Source organism: Alistipes sp. i18-0019-D1, assembly GCF_042852885.1.
Lineage (GTDB): Bacteria > Bacteroidota > Bacteroidia > Bacteroidales > Rikenellaceae > Alistipes.
Genome location: NZ_AP031424.1, coordinates 3,346,894 through 3,366,654 on the forward strand (window position 1 = coordinate 3,346,894; position 19,761 = coordinate 3,366,654).

Below are 19,761 nucleotides of genomic sequence, written 5' to 3' on the forward strand. Positions count from 1 at the left end.
ATAATTTTGTAATTTAGCGGAGGTAAAACAAGACCTTGTTATGAAGAAAATGATTCTGACGGCCGTGATGCTGGCCGCCGCAGTGCTCTGCCGGGCGCAGCAGCCCGCCGAAGCCGGGGAACGCCGCGAATGGCTCACGTCGTTTACCGCCGTCGAAGTGTCGGCGCCGCTCGATGTCAGGTTCGTGCAGGTTCCCGACACCGAGGCCCCCAAGATCGTCTACGACACCAAAGGTTCCTATACGACCAAATTCCGCGCCGAGGTGAGGGACAAGGTGCTGCGCATCACGGAACGCTCCGACGCCCGCCGTCCCGAGCGGACTTCGGTGACGGTCTATTACAATTCGCTGGAGCGCATCGCCATCGCCGATGCCGTGGCGTCGTTCGAGGGAACGCTCGCGGCGACGCTTCTGGACATGACCGTGGGCGGCATGGCGCAGGTGACGGCCAAACTGGACGTGAAGGACCTCAAGATGGAGCTGACGGGCAAGAGCACGGCGACGCTGACGGGCGCGGTGCGCTATCTCTCGCTGTTCGTCTCGACCGGAAAACTCGAAGCCGCGGGGCTGGAGGTGATGGCTGCCGAGGTCAATGTCACCAGTTCGGGCGCTGCCGCGCTGTGGGTGACCGACCGTTTCCAGGGCAAGACCTCGACCGGAGGCAAGATCACCTACAAGGGCGCTCCGCCGGTCGTGCGCAGCGGCGCGAAGTTCATGGGCGGCGACATAACGCGGGTGGAATAGTCTGCCGAAAGGTCCGTTTGGCCGGATACGCTGATTTTGCCGCCTGCGGCGTAAAGTCCCCTCCGGGGAGGGGATTTGGGGGAGGGTCAGAATTGTGAACGCCTCCGGAGGCGGATACGGCCTGCATCAGCGGGTATCCGGTGCGGATCTAATAATGCATTTTTATCGTGAAAACCTTTCTCTGCGAAGTTGCCCGGGACCTTTACGAACGTTACGGCGAGGGACTTTCCGAAAGGGCGATGCTCTTTCCGTCGCGCCGTGCGCGGCTGTTCTTCGTCGACGCCCTGACGGGCATCGCCGGGCGTCCGATGTGGCAGCCCCGGTGGGTGACGGTCGACGACCTGACGACCGAGATTTCGGGACTCCGCACCGGGGACCGCGTGCGGCTGATCACCGAACTCTATAAAATCTATTCGGAGTATCACGCCGAGCCGTTCGACAAGTTCTATTTCTGGGGCGACATGCTCCTGACCGACTTCGACACCATCGACAAATACCGGATCGACGCCGCGATGCTGTTCCGCAACATCTCGGAGATCAAGGAGATCGAGGCCGACATTTCGTACCTCACTCCCGCGCAGCTGCAAATCCTGCGTTTCTGGTCGACGCTCGCCGACGAAGCCGACCTCTCGGAGGAGAAGCGCCGCTTCCTGGCGATTTGGAAGACCCTGGGTCCGGTTTACGGCCGCTTCCGCGAACGGCTCTCCGAGCTGGGCATCGCCTACAACGGCATGGTTCAGCGGGCCGCCGTCGACCGCATACGCGAGGGGGCCTACGCGTTCCCCGAGGCGCGGCGGTATGTCGTGGCGGGGTTCAACGCCCTGTCGGAGTGTGAGAAGCAGCTTTTCCGCTTCCTCTCGACGGCCGCCGAGACCGATTTCTACTGGGATTACGACTCCTATTATAAAGACAGCCCCGAGCAGGAGGCCGGGATGTTCGTGCGCGAGAACGTCGTGCAGTTCCCGCCGCGCGGGGACGTGTCGCACGACAATATGGAGCGTCCGAAGGAGCTGACCGCTGTGGCCGCCGTGTCGAACGCCGTGCAGTGCAAGCACGCCGCCGCCATCCTGCGGGAACTGGCCGTCCGGGGACCGCTGGACAAGCGCACTGCCGTGGTGCTGACCGACGAGAACCTGCTTCTGCCGCTGCTTTACGCCCTGCCGCCCGAGATCGGGAAGGTCAACGTCACGATGGGCTATCCGCTGCGGGCCAGCCTGGCCTATACCTTCGTCGAACGCCTCGTGGAGTTACAGGCCCACCGCCGTACGAAGGGCGCGGGGTGTACCTTCTACCATGCCGACGCCGTGGGCATCCTCGCGCATCCCTACATCGCGGACAGCGACGCCCGCGAGACCCGCGCCATGCAGGACGAGATCGTGCGCGAACGGCGCATTTCGGTCGACGCCGCATGGCTGGGATGCAATGACCTGCTGCGGATGATCTTTTCGCCCGCCGCCGGGTGGCGCGAGCTGTCCGACTGGCTGCTGCGGGTCGTCGCCGCCGTGGCCCGGACGCCCTACGAGGGTGATGACCGGCGTCAGCGCGTGGAGTTTCTGGCCGTGATTTCGGAGGAGATTTCCAAACTCCGCAATTCGCTGGACGAGTGCGACATCGAGTTGACGACGGAGGTTTACACCTCGTTGCTGCGCCGCCATTTGCAGACTGTGCGCATCCCTTACGAAGGCGAGCCGCTCGAAGGGGTGCAGGTCATGGGCATCCTCGAAACCCGCAACCTCGATTTCGAAAACGTCGTCCTGCTCTCGATGAACGACGACAACTTCCCGGGCAACCACATGGCGCAGGCGTCGTTCGTGCCCTACAACCTGCGGGCGGCCTACGGACTGCCCACACCCGAGCACCACGAGGGGGTCTACGCCTACTATTTCTACCGCCTCGTGCAGCGCGCCCGGCGGGTGTGGATGCTCTACTGCTCGCACGCCGACGACAAATCGACCGGCGAGCCGAGCCGCTACATCTACCAGCTCGACTACGAGAGCGGATTTCCCGTCCGGAAGGTCGAGGTGGGCGTGGATGTCAACCTCGCCGAGACCGATCCGATCGAGGTCCGGAAGGACGAGGGGATCATGCAGCGTCTCGGACGCTTCACCGACCCCGAATCGAAGGCCACGCTTTCGCCGACGGCTTTCTTCCGCTATGTGGCCTGCCCCCTGCGGTTCTACTTTCACTCCGTGGCGCGGCTCCAGGCCGACGACGAGATCGCCGAGGAGGTCGACGCCCCGATGTTCGGCACGATCCTTCACGCCGCGGTGCAGAAACTCTATGCCCGGGTCGTGGGCGAGGCGCACCCCGGCGAGACCCTGCGGGCGATGATCCGCACGGGCGGGATCGCCGCGGCGGTCGAGGCGGCGATCAATGAGAATTATTTGCAGGACCCCGCGGCCACGACCGACGACTATACGGGCAACCTGCTGCTGGTCAAAGACATTGTCACGCGTTACCTGCGCGGCGGGGTGATGCCCTACGATGCGGCGCACGACGCTTTCACGGTCACGGGGCTGGAGCAGGAGGTGGCCTATGCGTTCCCGTTCCGCACGCAGGGCGGGGAGACGGCGGTGAAGTTCGCAGGCATTGCCGACCGCATCGACGCGCTGGACGACGGAACGCTGCGCGTGGTGGACTACAAGACCGGGGCGCCGCACCTGGAGTTCGCCGGGGTGGAGAGCCTCTTCCGCGGCGAGGGCAAACAGCGGCTTTCGAACATCCTCCAGACCCTGCTCTACGCCATGATGCTCTACCGCACACGGGGCGTCGACGCCGAACCCGCGCTCTACTACGTGCGGGCGATGAACCGTCCCGACTACCTGCCGACGCTCGACGACAGGGAAACGGGCGTCCGCGGCGGCCGTTACACGCTTTATGCCGAACGGTTCGAGGAGCTGGTGCGCGAAACGCTGGCGGAACTCTACGATCCGGCGGTTCCCTTCCGCCAGTGCGAGGACGCCGACACCTGCAAGTTCTGCGATTTCAACATCATATGCAAGCGTAATAGCTGATCCCGACTCGATGCCGAAGCCGTTAAACGATGGACTGGCTAAAAGCGCGAGCGGAGGGGACGGTTTGCTTGCAAACCCGCGAATAGTCGCCCGGAGCCAGCGTTAGACAGTCCAAAGTAGGCGGAGGTATCTGTCGGGGAGTTTTTGGTACTTTTTGCGGAAAAAAGTACATAAATTTCCGCGGTCGAAGAGCGCGGTTATCTCTTTTCAGAAGAGTTTTACCACGAAATACGACGCTCCGCTGCGGCGTGCCGCCTCGATGCCGATCGGCGAATCCTCGAAGATCAGCGTCTCGCGCGGCGTGCATCCCTCGCGGCGCATGGCCTCCAGAAAGCAGTCCGGAGCGGGTTTCGGACGCTCCACGTCGGCGCCCGAGAGAATGCCGTCGACCCGGCCGAGCGGGGCTGCGGGGTCCGTTTCGTCGGAGCGGCAGTCTGGTTCGGAGGCCGCGGGGTACGTTCCGGCGGAGCGGCTGTCCCTTCCGGACACCTCGCCCTCTGCCGCAGGTCCGCCGATTCCCAGGTGGCGCATCACGTTGTCGATATTGGCCCGGCTGCCCGTGGAGACGATCCACACGCGGCCGCCGTCGGCGCGGAACTGCCGGCAGAATGCCCACAGGGGTTCGTTAAGCCGCACGGTGTCGAAAAACGTGGGGTAGAGGGCGATCTTGCGAAGCCGCAGCCGCTCGCGCTCGGCGGGGTCGGCGATCCCGAAGCGCGTGAGAAACTCGTCGCACCGCATCCCGAAGTAGTTGGCGGCGTACTCCTCCTCGGTGAGCGCGTGACCGGCTTCGCCCAGCGCCGCGACGTAGGAGAGCGTGTTGGCCCGCCGGGTGTCGGCCAGCGTGCCGTCGAAGTCTAAAAGGAGAAGGCGTATTCGGGAATTTTCCATGAGGTCGTTTTCGTGCCGGCCGGGCCGTTCTGAAACCCGGCTTCCGGGCGGGTTAGTCGAACGACTGCATGCCGGTCTGGGCGATGCGCATCAGGCGTTGGTACTCGGTGGGGGTCAGCTCCATGAAGAAGTAGTGGATCGGGTCGACGCGCATGCCGTCGAGCCGCACTTCGTAGTGGAGGTGGGGGGCCAGCGAAAGGCCCGTGTCGCCCGAGAGGGCGATGATGTCGCCCCGCCGTACGGTCTGGCCCTTGCGGACGTTGATCTTCGAGAGGTGGCTGTACGAGGTTTCGTAGCCGTTGCCGTGGTCGATCACCACGGTCTGTCCCTGCGTCGAGTTGCGCTGTGCCGCGTCGCGCACCACGCCGTCGGCCGTGGCGAAGACGCGCGAACCCTCGGGGATGGTGTAATCCACGCCCTGATGCGATTGCAGCGTCTTGTAGAAGGGGTGGATGCGCATGCCGTAGGAGGCCGTGAGCAGCGTCAGCTGCTTGTTGATCACGGGCTGGATCGAGGGGATGTTGTCGCACCTGCGGCCTGCCGTGTCGATGCGCGCCTGCAGGTCGAGGTACGAGGCGTTGAGCGTTTCGAGCTGTCGTTCCATCTCGCTCACCCTTTCGCGCAGTTCGCGTTTGAGCTGGCGCGTCGAGCGGCCCACGATCTTCTCGTAGGTCGAACTCTGCCGCTGTTCGTGCTCCGAGTCGAAGTCGTACGGCTCCGATTCGAAAAGGATGCGGAAAACGTTGCGGTCGCGCTCCGAGAGGTTGCCCAGGACGGTCGAGAGCGAGTCGTACCGGGCGGACAGCGCCTCGTATTCGCGGCGCAGGCGGTCGGTCGAGTGCTTCATCTGGTACTCGAACGGCGTGTCGAAGAAGACCGAGAAGCCCACGTAGTAGAGCACCGCCATCCCCAGCCACACGAAAAGGTGGACCGTGGCGCGGATGATCCGCTGCTTGCGCCGCCTGCGCCTGCGCAGACGCTCTAAATCCTTTTTACCTGCCATGTCAGAGCTTTTCGAAGTTGGTCTCGCGCATGTTCTCCATCAGGCGTTCGTACTCCTCGGGGGTCATGTTGCGGTTGAAATAGTTGATCGGGTTGACGGGCACGCCCTTGTGGATCACCTCGTAGTGGAGGTGGGGCCCCGTCGAACGCCCCGTGTTGCCCGTCCGGGCGATGACCTGGCCGCGCGTGACGCGCTCGCCGGGCTTCACGAGCACTTCGTTCAGGTGGGCGTAGCGCGTCTTGTAACCGAATTCGTGGTTGAGCAGCACCTGCTTGCCGTAGCCGCCGTTGAAGCCGTTGGTCGAGGCTATTTCGACCACGGCGTCGCCCGTGGCGTAGACCGGGGTGCCGCGGTCGCAGCCGAAGTCGATGCCCGTGTGGGGGCGGATGTAGCCCAGTACGGGGTGCATGCGGCGCGCGCTGAAGGCGCCGATGTGGTTGTTGTGCAGCGCCGAGCGGTCGATGGGCCAGATGGCCGGGACGGCCGCCGAGAGCTGCTCCTTGTTCTTCGAGAACTGCTGCAATTCGTCGAAAGACACCGATTCGAGGTAGATCGTCCGGGCCAGCGCGTCCAGCTGCCGCCACGTCCCGACCATCAGCGGGGCGTAGTCGTCGTCGGCGAGCGGGGCGTATTTCGAATCGGGGTAGGGCTGCCACACGCCCGGGATCGAGAGCGTGTCGGTCGAGAAGAGCGAGCGGTAGACGTAGTTGTCGCGGTGGCGTATTTCGTCGACACGCTGCTGGGCCGTGCGGATGCGGTCCTGGAGGATGCGGTATTTGATCACCGTCTCGCGGTTGTCGCGCAGGATGCGGTACATCTTGGGCGTGTAGAAGAAGTAGGAGAAGAGGACGTTGGCGATCGACACGAGGATGAATCCGATCAGGATCTTGCGGATCAGGCGGTAGGTGCGGAGCCGGAACGGAGCCGTCACCACGCCGTGCGTGAGGACCTGCGCCTCGTGCGTCAGCTCTCCGGCGCCGGCCCGAAGCGTTTCGGTTCCGAATCTGTGTCCTTTTTCACCCATCGCGGAAAAATCTCCTTTAATAGGATGCAAATTTAGTTTAAAATGTGTAATTTTGCAACCCGAATCGAATAACGGAAAAATAGGATAAATCAATATACAATGGAATCGAATAAAATCCGTCAGGCCTTTCTCGACTTCTTCGAGTCGAAAGGGCATGTTATCGTGCCTTCGGCCCCGATGGTCGTCAAGGGCGACCCCACGCTGATGTTCACCAACGCGGGCATGAACCAGTTCAAGGACATCTTCCTGGGCAACGCGCCCCGCAAGTATCCGCGTGCGGCCGATACGCAGAAGTGCCTGCGTGTGTCGGGTAAGCACAACGACCTGGAGGAGGTCGGCCACGACACCTACCACCATACGATGTTCGAGATGCTGGGCAACTGGTCCTACGGCGACTACTTCAAGAAGGAGGCGATCGAGTGGGCCTGGGAACTGCTCCACGATGTCTACGGACTGCCCGCCGAGCGGATGTACGCCACGGTGTTCGAAGGCTCGGAGGAGGACGGCGTGCCGTTCGATCAGGAAGCCTACGACTACTGGCTCCGGTACCTGCCTGCGGACCATATCATCCGCGGCAACAAGCACGACAACTTCTGGGAGATGGGCGAGACGGGACCCTGCGGACCCTGCTCGGAAATCCACTTCGACCTGCGCGACGAGGCGGAGATCGCCTTGAAGCCGGGCCGCGAGATGGTCAACGCGAGCCATCCGCAGGTGATCGAGATCTGGAACCTCGTCTTCATGCAGTTCAACCGCAAGGCCAACGGCTCGCTGGAGGAACTCCCCGCGCGCAACGTCGACACGGGCATGGGTTTCGAGCGCCTCTGCATGATCCTGCAAGGCAAGAAATCGAATTACGACACCGACGTTTTCCAGCCCACGATCGGCCGCATCGCGGAGATGTCGGGCAAAAAATACGGCGAGGACGAGAAGGCCGACGTGGCCATGCGCGTGATCGCCGACCACCTGCGCGCCATCGCCTTCTCGATTGCCGACGGCCAGCTGCCGTCGAACGTCAAGGCGGGCTACGTCATCCGCCGCATCCTGCGCCGCGCCGTGCGCTACGGCTACACCTACCTCGGTTTCACCGAGCCGGCGCTCTGCCGCCTGGTCCCCGGGCTGGTGGAGCAGATGGGCGGCCAGTTCCCCGAGCTGAAGGCCCAGCAGGGACTTATCGGGAAGGTTATCGAGGAGGAGGAGGCCTCGTTCCTGCGTACGCTGGCCACGGGCATCAGCCTGCTGGACGGCGTGATCTCCAGAACCAAAGGCGAAGGCAAGGAGCTCATTTCGGGTAAGGACGCCTTCGAACTCTACGATACGTTCGGCTTCCCGATCGACCTCACGGAACTGATCGCCCGCGAGCAGGGTGTCGGCGTGGACCTCGCCGCCTTCGAAAAGGAGTTGCAGGCCCAGAAGGAGCGTTCGCGCAACGCCGCGGCCGTCGACACCGACGACTGGGTGGAGCTGTTTCCGATCCGCGAGAGCGTCTTCACGGGCTACGACACGCTGACCGAGAAGGTCCGCATCGCGCGCTACCGCCGCGTCACGTCGAAGGGCAGGACGTCGTACCAGCTGGTTTTCGACCGCACGCCGTTCTACGGCAACTCGGGCGGCCAGATCGGTGACATCGGCTCGGTCGAGAGCGCCAACGAGCGCATCCCGGTCGTGGCCACCGAGAAGGAGAACGGCCTGATCATCCATATCGTGAACCAGCTTCCGGAGAACCCCGAGGCCGAATTTACGGCCAAGGTGGACCCCGAAAAGCGGCAGGCCGCGGCCAATAACCACACCGCCACGCACCTCATGCACGAGGCGCTGCGCAAGGTGCTCGGCACGCACGTCGAGCAGAAAGGCTCGCTGGTGACGCCCGAAATCCTGCGTTTCGACTTCTCGCATTTCCAAAAGGTGACGCCCGAGGAGCTGCGCGAGGTGGAACGGCTCGTCAACCGCGCCGTGCGCGCCAACTACCCGCTCGTGGAGAACCGCGAGGCTACGAAGGAAGAGGCCGAGAAGTGCGGTGCGATGATGCTCTTCGGCGAGAAATACGGCGATAAGGTCCGCATGGTCCGTTTCGGGTCGTCGGTCGAGCTGTGCGGCGGTACGCACACCAGCGCCACGGGCAATATCGGTCTCTTCAAGATTCTCTCGGAGAGCGCCATCTCTGCCGGTGTGCGCCGCATCGAGGCCGTCACGGGCGAGCAGGCTGAGAAGGTCCTCTACGCCGCCGAGGACACGATGCGCAACATCGCCGAATATCTCAATAACCCGCAGGTCGTGCAGGCCGTGAAGAAGATGCTCGAAAGCAACGAGACCCTCTCGAAGGAGGTCGAGTCGATGCGCCGCGAGCAGGTGGCCCAGTGGGCCGACAAGATCGCCGCTTCGACGCCCGAGCGTCACGGGATGCAGGTTTTCGCCACGCAGACCGACCGCCGTCCCGACTTCGTGAAGGACCTGGCCTACAACCTGCGTCAGCGTTTGCCGAAGCTGGTCTTCGTCGTGGGTTCCGTCTGGGACGGGAAGCCGACGCTGACGGTGATGCTGGGCGACGAGATCACGGCCCACGGCGTGAATGCCGGAGCCGTCGTGCGCCAGGCCGCGAAGCTGATGCAGGGCGGCGGAGGCGGACAGGCCTTCTTCGCGACGGCCGGCGGCAAGAACCCCGAGGGGTTGCAGGCCGCCATCGACAAGGCCGTGGAGCTGATCGGGGCACAGTTGAAATAGCCGCCGCAGGCGGCATTGGGTTCCGCATTCTCGTTCGGAGCGGAAAAAGGGCGTTTGAGGGCCGGAGGACGATCCCACGGAGAACGACATGCGGATGGTTTTGGGTACCTTTTGCCACCAAAAGGTACGGAAAATGAATTAATAATTAAAAATGAAGCATATATGAGCACACAAAAAGTTCTTCTCATGATCCTCGACGGCTGGGGAAACGGCCGTCACGACAAGGCGGACGTTATTTCGACCGTGCATCCCGAATACATTTCGGCCATGACCGCGAAATACCCTCATGCCGAACTGCGCACCGACGGCGAGAACGTCGGTCTGCCCGACGGACAGATGGGCAACTCGGAGGTGGGCCACCTCAATATCGGCGCCGGCCGCGTCGTGTACCAGGACCTCGTGAAGATCAACCGCGCCTGCCGCGACAACTCGATCATGCAGAACCCGGAGGTGAAAGCCGCGTTCGAATATGCCGCGGAGAACGGTGTGAACGTGCATTTCATGGGCCTCGTGTCGGACGGCGGCGTGCACTCGTCGCTGGAGCATCTCTTCAAACTCTGCGACATCGCCGCCGAATATAAGATCGAAAATACGTTCGTGCACTGCTTCATGGACGGCCGCGACACCGACCCGCGCAGCGGCAAGGGCTTCGTCGCCGATCTCGAAAAGCACATGGCCGCATCGACGGGCCGGGTGGCCACGGTCATCGGCCGTTATTACGCCATGGACCGCGACAAACGCTGGGAGCGGGTGAAAATCGCTTACGACGCGCTGGTGAACGGCATCGGCGAGAAGGCGTCGGACATGGTCGAAGCCGTCCAGAAATCCTACGACGAGGGCGTTACGGACGAGTTCATCAAGCCCGTCGTGCGCGTCGACGGGAACGGACAGCCCGTCGGCCTGATCCGTCCGAACGACCTGGTGATCTTCTTCAACTACCGTAACGACCGCGCCAAGGAACTTACCGTCGTGCTGACGCAGGAGGATATGCCCGCCGAGGGGATGCACACCATGCCGCTCTACTACTGCTGCATGACTCCCTATGACGCCAAGTTCACGGGCCTGCACATCCTTTTCGACAAGGAGAACGTGCCCGACACCATCGGCGAGTGGGTTTCGAAGCAGGGCCTCCGGCAGCTGCGCATCGCCGAGACGGAGAAATACGCCCACGTGACGTTCTTCCTGAACGGCGGCCGCGAGGAGAAATTCGACGGCGAGGAGCGCATCCTCGTCGCTTCGCCCAAGGTGGCGACCTACGACCTCCAGCCCGAGATGTCGGCCCCGGAGGTGGCTGAAAAACTGGTCGCTGCGCTGGGCGAGAAGAAATTCGACTTCATCTGCCTGAACTTCGCCAACGGCGACATGGTGGGCCACACGGGGGTCTACGACGCCATCGTGAAGGCCGTGAAGGCTGTCGACAAGTGTGTTTCCGAGGTCGTCGAGGCCGCCAGGGCCAACGGCTACGAGGTGGTGATGATCGCCGACCACGGCAACGCCGACAACGCCGTCAATGCCGACGGCACGCCCAACACGGCGCACTCGCTCAATCCCGTGCCCATCGTGGTGGTTTCCGACCGCGTAAAGGCCGTGCACGACGGCATTCTGGCCGACGTGGCTCCCACGGTGCTGAAACTGATGGGGCTGGAGCAGCCTGCCGAGATGACCGGCGAGGCATTGGTAGATTTGTAATTTTCGATTATATAGGCATCTTTGCGCTTACACTTGCAGGGCACGAATGGGACGTATTTCTATACTACCCATCCGTGCCCCGCTTCGTTTAAGCACAAACCTGCGCCTCTGACATCGAACGAAGTTTTTGCGTCTTACGCTTTCTTGCCGGCTCCGCTTTCGAGGATCGAGACGATGGAGTAGAGCGTGAAGCAGATGGCGCCGAATCCCGACAGCACACGCGCCGGGACGAAGAATTTGGCGTGGAAGAACGCCTCTTCGTAGAGGAATGCCGCGAGGAACAGACATGCCAGCGCCGTCAGTACGGGGATGATCGGAATGCGGTTGGCCAGCGGGAAGTCGGCGTGCCAGATTTTCGCCAGCAGGATCACCTTGCTCGAAATGCTCCAGCAGATCAGCGCCAGTCCGATCAGCACGAATCCCACGAAATTGATCGTTTCGCCCCAGAATACGAAGATCAGGACCAGCCCCAGCACGAAGGCCAGTGCGCCCATCGTCAGCACGAGACTCATCCATTTGCGTTTCTCGGCCATCGTGTAGCTGCCGCGGGCCTGCCGGGCGATGCTGGCTACCAGCGCGATGAGCGACGTGCAGACGCAGGCGATGCCGAACATCACGCTGCCCGCGACGATGTGCGCCGGGAGTGTTCCGCATGTGTAGAGCAGGATGCACCAGATCCACGCTACGGCGGCTACGGCGGCGACGATGAAGATCAGCAGCGACGACTGCGCACGGGTGAATCCCGCCGTGTTGATCGAAAAGGTGTCGTCGGCGGAGTTCTTGGGAATCAGGCTGAAACGTGTCGACGAGGTCGCCGCCGTGGCTACGCAGGCCGTGATCAGTCCCAGTCCGCAGACGACGTGCCCGGTGACCAGCGCCCCGGGCCAGTGCGAGGAGATGATGAATGCGCCGCTGATGAGCGTCAGCACGGCGAACGCGTAGCCGATCGCCGGGAAGAGGTACTTCGCGGCGGCCGTGTAGGTTCCGATGATCTGGCGGATGATCGTTGCGGCGGTGCAGTAGAGCGCGATGCAGATGGACCCGAGGTAGAAGACGACGGGTCCGGCCGTCAGGCGCGCCGCGTCGGTCCCGGCGGAGAAGACGTAGGCTCCGTAAGCGAAGCAGAAGGCGGCCATTGCGAGCGGAATGGCGCGGAAAAGGATGCTTATACCGTGATTCATAGGTTTGAATGTTTCCCGGACACCCTGCAAATCCCGCACCAACGGAATTTTTATTATATTTGTAACCATGAAAAACATCGTTTTTGACCTTGGCGGGGTCCTTTTCGCCCGTGATAAAAGCAAGTGCACCCCCGAACTGCTCGAATTTTTCAGTTTCCTCCGCGCTCCGCGCATGCCGCTCTTCTGGGAGGAGTACGACCGCGGCACGTCGACGCTCGCCGAAGTGACCGCCGCCATCAGCGAGATGACCGGCCGCTCCTGCGAAACCTGTGCCGCCGTCCTCCGGCTGGCCGTCGACCTGCAGGAACCCGTCAGGCCGACCGAACGGCTCGTCGGCGACCTGAAAGCCGCGGGGTACAAACTCTACGTGCTTTCGAACATGTCGCGCGAGTTCATCGACTTCCTGCGCCGCTTCCCCGTCTACGGGCTTTTCGACGGCGAGGTGGTCTCCTGCGAGGAGCGCACCGTGAAGCCCGAGCCGCGCATCTACGAAATCCTGCTCGAACGCTACGGCCTCACGCCGTCCGAGACGCTTTTCATCGACGACCGGGAAATGAACATCGAGGCGGCTGCCGCCCTGGGCATCCGCGGCTTCCTCTTCGACCACCGCGATCCCGATGCCGCATGCGACGCCCTGCGGGAACGGCTGCTGTGAATAGGACCTTATAATAAGAGAGGAGGCCGGTACATACCGGCCTCCTCTCTTTTGGGACTGATTCCGGAGGATCAGTTGAAGGTGTAGCGGATGCTGAACATCGCCGACCAGGTCGAAATCGTGCTGGCATACTTCGACCAAGTGGGTTTGTCGAACGTGTAGGCGTCGTTCTCGTATTTCAGAATATTGGTCGTGCTGATCTGTTTCACGTTGCCCCAGTCGCGGTTGAGCATGTTGGCGATGTTGTTGACGTCCAGACCCAGCGAAATCGTGTTGCGCTTGCCTTTGACGTTGATGTAGAAGTCCTGCGAAAAGCGGAAGTTCAGCATGTGCTGCCAAGGCATCACGGCGCCGCCGCGCTTCGAGTATTCGCCGGTGTGCTTCGAGAGATAGTCGTCGTTCTGGATGAATTTCCAGTACTCCTCCCTGTTTTCGTCCGACGTGAACGGCATGCCGTCGAGTTCCTCGCGGGTCGGGATGTAGATCAGGTTCACGGCGCCGCGGTCGTTCGTCACGGGATTCTGGTACTTGCCGCTCTGCACGTACATCGTGTAGGAGTAGCGCGAATAGGAGTACGAACCGATATATCCCTGACGGAACGCCTCGTAGTAGAGACCGAAGTTCGACGCGCCCCTCTTGTGCGCGAGGCGGTAGCCGACGTTGAGCAGGATGCGGTGGGGCGACACGTAGGATGCGTAACCCAGTTCGGGCACGTTCGAACCGTTCTTGTTGAACGTGTTGGTGCTGAATGCCGAGGTCACCTGGTCGCCGATGCCGTCGATCACGTTCTTGGCGCTCGAATAGGTGTAGGCCGCCATCACCGAGAGGCCGAATCCCCAGGTTTTCGACACCTGTGCCGAGATCGAGGCGTAGTAACCGTCCAGATCGTCGGTATTGTTGATCAGATAGGGATTGACGGTCTCGCCGTCTTTATTCTTGATATTTTGGCTATCCCAGTAGGTGCGTGTGCCGGGTTCGCCCGGGAGCTGGATGCCGCCCTCTCTCTCGACCATGCCGAGCTTGGTGACGGTCACCGAGTTGAAGTCCTTGTTGTAGATACCTTCGATATTGAGGTTGACGTCGCCCGGAAGTTTCAGGTCCAGGGCCAGCGAGCTTTTCCACGTCGAAGGCATTTTGAGGTTCTTGTCCAGAATGGTCGGCTGCGTGTTGGCCGCCAGGTCATGTCCTTCGTAGGTTCCCTTGTATACGTCTTCCAGCATGTCTTTGACATTGGTGTGGAACGACGGCATGGGTTTTGTCCGCTCTTTGTCGTCTCTGTAAAGCGTCAGTCCGTTCTGGATGGTGTTGCTGTTTCCGGCCACCGATACGAGCCATACGAAGGGCAGGCGGCCGTTGAATACGCCCGTACCTCCGCGGAGGATATACTTGCGCTCGCCGGTCATGTCCCAGTTGAAGCCTACGCGGGGAGCCACCGACAGACGCGCCTTGGGCATGTCCGAGGTCTTGTAGCCGCCGTGTTCCGCGAAAATCTCCGTAAAATCCTTGTTTTCGTTGCCCGAGATCGACGGATAGACCGGAACTTCGAAACGCAGTCCGACCGTCGCCTTGAAACGCTCGCTCACGTTGATCTCGTCCTGGAAATAGACCGAATACTGCATGTGGGAGAACTGGGGGAACGCCTGCGACAATGCGTCGTTGTTGCCGTGTGCGATGCGGAACGCCAGCGGGGCCTTGTCGTTCTTGAAGTCGTCCCAACTCTCGTAGACGTAGTATCCGGCGCCGCCCTGCAGGTAACCGTTCGTGGTCAGGTTGTGCTCGAACTGCAGGCCGGCCACCAGCCGGTGTTTGCCCAGCGTGTAGCCGATTTCGTCGGTTACGATGTGCGTCGACACTTCGCGCAGGTTTCCTTCGGTGAAGGGGTCGAGTCCGAACGAGGCGTACAGGGCGCTCGTGCCGCTCTCGGTGGCCTCCAGGATGTCCACCGTCGGGAAGATGCCGCCGTCGTAGCTGCGCGGCTCGTACTGGTGCGAATAGGTGTAGCGCAGCGTGTTGGTCAGGCGGCTGTCCATGAAGCGGGAGTTGAGTTCGGCGGCCACCGACGTGAAGTTCTGCTCCTGATAGTAGCGCGAATTTCCGAAATACATGGCGTAGATCGAGGTGCGGCCGTAGTTGTCTTTATCGTATGCATATTTGGCATTGAGCGGCGAGATCGACGACGACGGGGCCGACGAATACTTGTTCTGCGTCCTGCTGAACCGCACGTTCAGCGCGTGGTTGCGGTTGATGTTCCAGTCCACGCGTGCCATGAGCTTGTAGCCGGGGGTCTTCACCGAATAGTTCTGGTAGGCGCCGGGATTGTAGCCGTAGCTGTCGATCAGGAACCGGCTCATTTCGTCGAGTTTCGCGGTGGTCGGGCGGTTGTACTGCAGGTCCCTGCCGAAATCCTGGCTTTCGCTCGTGCGGGCCAGCCGGGAGTTGCCCGGCGTGGTGTTCCACTCGCGCTCGAAGTTGGCGAACACGAAGAGCTTGTTCTTGATGATCGGGGCGCCGATGCTGAATCCGAGGGTGTTGTTCCGCATCTCGCTCAGCGACAGTTTGCCGCCGTCGTACTTGTCGCCCTGGAGCTGGTCGCTCTTGGAGTAGAGGTATGCCGAGACTTTCAGGTCGTTGGTTCCCGACTTGGTGACGGCGTTGATCGCACCTCCCGTGAAGCCGCTCTGACGTACGTCGAAGGGGGTTACCGACACCGATACCTGCTCCAGTGCGTCGAGCGAAATGGGCGAGCCTCCTGCGGGCAGGTTGCCGCCGATGCCGAACATGTTGTTGAATGCCGCGCCGTCGACCGTCACGTACGACTGGCGGTAGTTGCCGCCGCCGATTGCGAGTCCCGAGGTGGTCGAGGAGGCCTGGGGCGTGAGGCGCATGATGTCGTTCATGCTGCGGTTGACCGAGGGCATCAGTTCGATCTGCTCGTTGGAGATGCTGGTGACAGCTCCTGCTCGGTTGACGTTCATCGAGCTGTTCTTGCCGTCGGCCGTGATGACCACGGCTTCGAGCTGCTGGCTGTCCTTGAGGACGGCGTCGCGCTTGAGGGTCTGGCCCAGCGACAGCATCAGCCCCGGGAATTCGACGGACTGGCAGCCTACGAACGAGAAGGTCACCGTGTAAGGGCCTCCCGTGCGCAGTCCCTGCAGGTTGTAGTCGCCGTTCTTGTTGGTGATGGCGCCGTACTGCGTGCCCGAGGGGGTGTGCACGGCGATTACCGTAGCGCCGACGAGCGGCTGCCCGTCGATGTCGGTCACCGTACCGTTCATTCCCGAAGTCGTCACCTGCGCATCGGCTGCGCAGCATGCGAAAATCGAGAGCATGAGAAGGAAAAGTTTCTTCATAAACATTGGTTTTTGTGAATAAGGGATTTTTGGGTTTTTCGTTGTGAATGGATCGCGTGTTTTCGTTTTTGCGACGTTTTGGTTTCCGGATTCGGGCGTTTTGAAAAAAGCCGCGAGGGACATTCCTTCTGCAGGAATATCCCTCGTCAGTCGTATGTGTGTTCTGAAAGCGGCTTTCGCCAATGACGGGTATTCATTTTCGGGGTGTCCTTATGGACGATTTCGGCCATTCTTTCCATGTCGCAAATATATATCAAATATTTGTGCGCCGCAACAGAATACTGCTATTTTTTAGTCGACAATGTTTCAACATTTTGGCGGTCCGGTCCGGAAGCCTGCGGCACGTTCCTTGCGCGGGGCCGGGAGTATGCTTTCGGTGCGTGAAAAATACTGGCGTTATTCGCTTTTCGTGCTTATTGCGGGACTGGGTCTCACGATCTTCGTCGAGCTGACTCCTTTTTTGGGCGGTTTGCTGGGGGCCGTGACGATCTACGTGCTGCTGCGGCGTCAGATGTGGTTCCTGAGCGAACGGCGGCGGTGGCGGCGGAGCCTTGCGGCGTCGCTGCTGCTCGGCGAGGCGATCTTCTTCTTCCTCATTCCGATCAGCCTGATCGTCTGGATGGTCGTCGACAAGATCCAGGGTGTGGCCCTCGACCCGCAGTCGGTCGTCACGCCGGTCCGCCACGTCGCCGACCTTATCCAGCAGAAAACCGGCTACGACCTCTGGTCCGAGAGCAACCTGCAATCGGTGCTGGGCTACCTTCCCAAGGCGGGGCAGTGGCTCGTGGGCGGCATCGTGAACTTCTCGGTCAACCTCGTCGTGCTGCTCTTCGTGCTCTATTTCATGCTGATCGGGGGCCTGCGCATGGAGACCTACTGCCGTGAAATCCTGCCGTTCGACCGCCGCGTGGCACGCAGCGTGATGCGTGAAATTCACATGATCGTCCGCTCGAACGCCATCGTCATTCCGCTTTTGGCCGTCTCGCAGGGCGTGGTGGCCTACATCGGCTACCTGGCCTTCGGGGTTCCCGCGCCGCTTTTCTGGGGCGTGCTGACCTGCTTCGCCACGATCCTGCCCATCGTCGGCACGGCCCTCGTGTGGCTTCCGCTGGCGGCCTACATGAGCCTCGACGGCAACTGGGGACAGGGTGTCGGGCTGGCGATGTACGGCACGCTGGTCGTCACGCAGGTGGACAACCTCGTGCGGATGGTCATGCAGAAGAAGATGGCCGACGTGCATCCGCTCGTCACGATCTTCGGGGTCTTCATCGGCCTGTCGCTGTTCGGGTTCATGGGCGTCATCTTCGGGCCGCTGATGCTGGCGATGTTCGTTTTCTGCGTCAATATCTTCAAGCGCAAGTACCTCGACGGGCTTCCCGACCGGGAACTGTTCGTGCCCGGCGGCAGGTCGGGCGGATGATTGTTCTGTTTTTCGCCTTTTTTTACGGAAAGAAAGCAGATGAGGTGTTTTTCCTGAAAATTCCCCGGAAAAAAGTTGCATATTCGTGAGGGTTTATTACCTTTGTTATTGGAATAACAATAGATTCGTGCCAAAGAACCCTTAAATTGATATTACAAAATGGCGAGAAATCTCAAAATCAGAGACCTTACGTTGCGTGACGGCCAGCAGTCGTCGTTTGCAACGCGTATGAACCAGGAGCAGATCGACCGCTGCCTGCCGTTCTACAAAGATGCCAATTTCTATGCGATGGAGGTGTGGGGCGGCGCCGTTCCCGACTCGGTGATGCGTTATCTCGGCGAGAATCCGTGGACGCGCCTCGAAACCATCTACAAGGCAGTGGGCGATGTCTCGAAACTCACGGCCCTTTCGCGCGGCCGCAACCTGTTCGGCTACTCGCCCTATACGGACGAAATCATCGACGGTTTCTGCCGCAATTCGATCCGGAGCGGTTTGGGCATCATGCGGATCTTCGACGCCCTGAACGACGTCGACAACGTGAAATCGACCGTCAAATACGTCAAGCAGTACGGCGGCATCGCCGACTGTGCGGTTTGCTATACCGTGGACCCGAAATACCCCGAGCCGGGTTTCTGGGCCAAGCTGACGGGCAAGTCGAATCCCAAGCCGGTCTTCACCGACGCCTATTTCCTCGACAAGGCCCGGCAGATGGCGGAGCTGGGTGCCGACATGATCACCATCAAGGACATGTCGGGTCTGATTCCGCCGCGCCGCGTCGCCACGCTGGTGCGCCTGCTGAAGAAGAACCTTTCGATTCCCGTCGATTTCCATACCCACTGCACGCCGGGCTACGGACTGGCTTCGGTGCTTTCGGCCATCATCGCCGGGGCCGACATCGTGGACACCAACTGCTGGTACTTCGCCGAAGGCACGGGCGCCCCGGCCATCGAGCTGATCCACGTCTTCTGCAAGAAGCTGGGCATCGAAACGGGCGTGAACATGGAGGCTGTGGCCAAGATCAACACCCGGCTGCGCGACATCCGCAAGGAGCTGAACCAGTCGGTCTTCGGCGTCGAGAAACCCGAGCCGAAGGCGTTCAACCCGGTGACCGACACGCTTCCCGCCGAGATCGACGCCCTGTTCGACCGGGCGATCGCCGCGGCGCAGCGCGACGACGAGAATGGCACGATCGACGCCTGCCGTAAGATCGAGGCCTATTTCGGCTTCCCGGCCCCGAACGAACTGGTGCAGAAGGCCGAGATTCCCGGCGGCATGTATTCGAACATGGTCGCCCAGCTCAAGCAGCTCAAGGCCGAGGAGATCCTGCCCCGCGCCATGGAGCTGATTCCGTCGGTGCGCCTGGCTGCGGGTCTGCCGCCGCTGGTGACTCCCACTTCGCAGATCGTGGGTGCCCAGGCCGTCAACTGCGCCCTCGACGAGAAGGCCGGACGTCCGATGTACACCAACAAGTCGTCGCAGTTCGTGGGGCTCGTGAAGGGCGAGTACGGCAAGACGCCGGTGAAGATCGACCCCGAGTTCCGTTTCAAGATCTGCGGCGTGCGCGAGGAGACTCCCTACGACACCTCGAAATACCAGATGCAGCCCAACCCCGAGCTGCCCGAAGCCGGCGGAGTGAAACTCGCCGCCAATGAGAAGGAGGTGCTGCTGCTGGAGCTGTTCCCGCTGGTCGCCAAGACTTTCCTTACCAATATGAAGGTGAAGGCCTACGAGGCTTCGAAGCCCGCCGAACCTGTTGCCAAGGCCGAGGAGAAGCCCGCCGGGGAGCCGCAGGCCGTGATCACGGGCAACGTCGTGACGGCTCCGCTGCCGGGCCGCGTCATCGAACTCAAGGTAAAGGTCGGCGACGCGGTGAAGGCCGGACAGGAGGTCGCCGTTCTCGAAGCGATGAAGATGGAGAACGCCATCACGAGCGATTTCACCGGTACGGTCAAGCAGATTCTGGTCCGTCAGGGGCAGACCGTGGCTACCGACGCCGTTCTGATGGAGATCGGGTAACGCGATACACTCTTTCCGGACACCATTCCGTCCGCAGCGCCCGAATGCGTTGCGG

12 protein-coding genes are annotated in these 19,761 nt (G+C 61.5%); 7 read left to right on the plus strand and 5 right to left on the minus strand.

Translation table 11 applies throughout. The features are described from left to right. The first annotated feature begins 40 nt into the window (after window positions 1–40). Together ACGHP5_RS13980 and ACGHP5_RS13985 are read left to right on the plus strand one after the other, a co-directional pair. Window positions 41–742: a head GIN domain-containing protein gene (locus ACGHP5_RS13980; RefSeq protein WP_290533401.1), complete on the plus strand. Its 702-nt coding sequence runs from the start codon at window positions 41–43 to the stop codon at window positions 740–742. 167 nt (window positions 743–909) lie between these two features. After that, the gene (locus tag ACGHP5_RS13985; RefSeq protein ID WP_390567308.1) at window positions 910–3,756 is read left to right on the plus strand and encodes a PD-(D/E)XK nuclease family protein; all 2,847 of its coding nucleotides are present in this window, start codon (window positions 910–912) and stop codon (window positions 3,754–3,756) included. Between the two features lie 207 nt (window positions 3,757–3,963). Here ACGHP5_RS13985 and ACGHP5_RS13990 read toward each other — a convergent pair whose 3' ends face one another. The 3 genes from ACGHP5_RS13990 to ACGHP5_RS14000 are packed head-to-tail and all read right to left on the minus strand — an operon-like array spanning window position 3,964 to window position 6,674. Next, the gene (locus ACGHP5_RS13990; RefSeq protein ID WP_390567310.1) at window positions 3,964–4,647 is read right to left on the minus strand and encodes an HAD family hydrolase; all 684 of its coding nucleotides are present in this window, start codon (window positions 4,645–4,647) and stop codon (window positions 3,964–3,966) included. A gap of 52 nt (window positions 4,648–4,699) precedes the next feature. Further along, a complete protein-coding gene (locus ACGHP5_RS13995; protein WP_295904977.1) occupies window positions 4,700–5,650 on the minus strand; it encodes a M23 family metallopeptidase in 951 nt (316 codons plus the stop codon). Between the two features lies 1 nt (window position 5,651). Further along, complete coding sequence (locus ACGHP5_RS14000) at window positions 5,652–6,674, minus strand: M23 family metallopeptidase (protein ID WP_337657907.1); 1,023 nt, start codon at window positions 6,672–6,674, stop codon at window positions 5,652–5,654. A 99-nt stretch (window positions 6,675–6,773) separates the two neighbouring features. Between ACGHP5_RS14000 and alaS the strand changes: the two genes are divergently transcribed. Together alaS and gpmI are read left to right on the plus strand one after the other, a co-directional pair. After that, on the plus strand, window positions 6,774–9,395 hold the full coding sequence (alaS, locus tag ACGHP5_RS14005) for an alanine--tRNA ligase (protein ID WP_295904973.1): 2,622 nt from the start codon (window positions 6,774–6,776) through the stop codon (window positions 9,393–9,395). A gap of 162 nt (window positions 9,396–9,557) precedes the next feature. Next, complete coding sequence (gene gpmI / locus ACGHP5_RS14010) at window positions 9,558–11,084, plus strand: 2,3-bisphosphoglycerate-independent phosphoglycerate mutase (protein ID WP_290533914.1); 1,527 nt, start codon at window positions 9,558–9,560, stop codon at window positions 11,082–11,084. 134 nt (window positions 11,085–11,218) lie between these two features. Here gpmI and ACGHP5_RS14015 read toward each other — a convergent pair whose 3' ends face one another. Continuing rightward, window positions 11,219–12,265 (minus strand): DUF2776 family protein, encoded by a 1,047-nt coding sequence (locus tag ACGHP5_RS14015; RefSeq protein ID WP_337658261.1) that lies wholly within the window; start codon window positions 12,263–12,265, stop codon window positions 11,219–11,221. A gap of 67 nt (window positions 12,266–12,332) precedes the next feature. Between ACGHP5_RS14015 and ACGHP5_RS14020 the strand changes: the two genes are divergently transcribed. Next, a complete protein-coding gene (locus ACGHP5_RS14020; protein ID WP_290533912.1) occupies window positions 12,333–12,920 on the plus strand; it encodes an HAD family phosphatase in 588 nt (195 codons plus the stop codon). A gap of 71 nt (window positions 12,921–12,991) precedes the next feature. On the opposite strand, the gene ACGHP5_RS14025 is transcribed toward ACGHP5_RS14020, so the two are convergent. Continuing rightward, the gene (locus ACGHP5_RS14025; RefSeq protein WP_390567314.1) at window positions 12,992–16,270 is read right to left on the minus strand and encodes a carboxypeptidase regulatory-like domain-containing protein; all 3,279 of its coding nucleotides are present in this window, start codon (window positions 16,268–16,270) and stop codon (window positions 12,992–12,994) included. Window positions 16,271–16,637: 367 nt separating this feature from the next. On the opposite strand from ACGHP5_RS14025, the gene ACGHP5_RS14030 reads away from it, so the two are divergent. Together ACGHP5_RS14030 and ACGHP5_RS14035 are read left to right on the plus strand one after the other, a co-directional pair. Continuing rightward, window positions 16,638–17,690, plus strand: a complete 1,053-nt coding sequence (locus ACGHP5_RS14030; protein WP_195285146.1) for an AI-2E family transporter — start codon at window positions 16,638–16,640, stop codon at window positions 17,688–17,690. Window positions 17,691–17,849: 159 nt separating this feature from the next. Further along, entirely contained in the window at window positions 17,850–19,706 is a 1,857-nt protein-coding gene (locus tag ACGHP5_RS14035) for a biotin/lipoyl-containing protein (RefSeq protein ID WP_290533910.1), read from the plus strand. The last annotated feature ends 55 nt before the right edge of the window (window positions 19,707–19,761 follow it).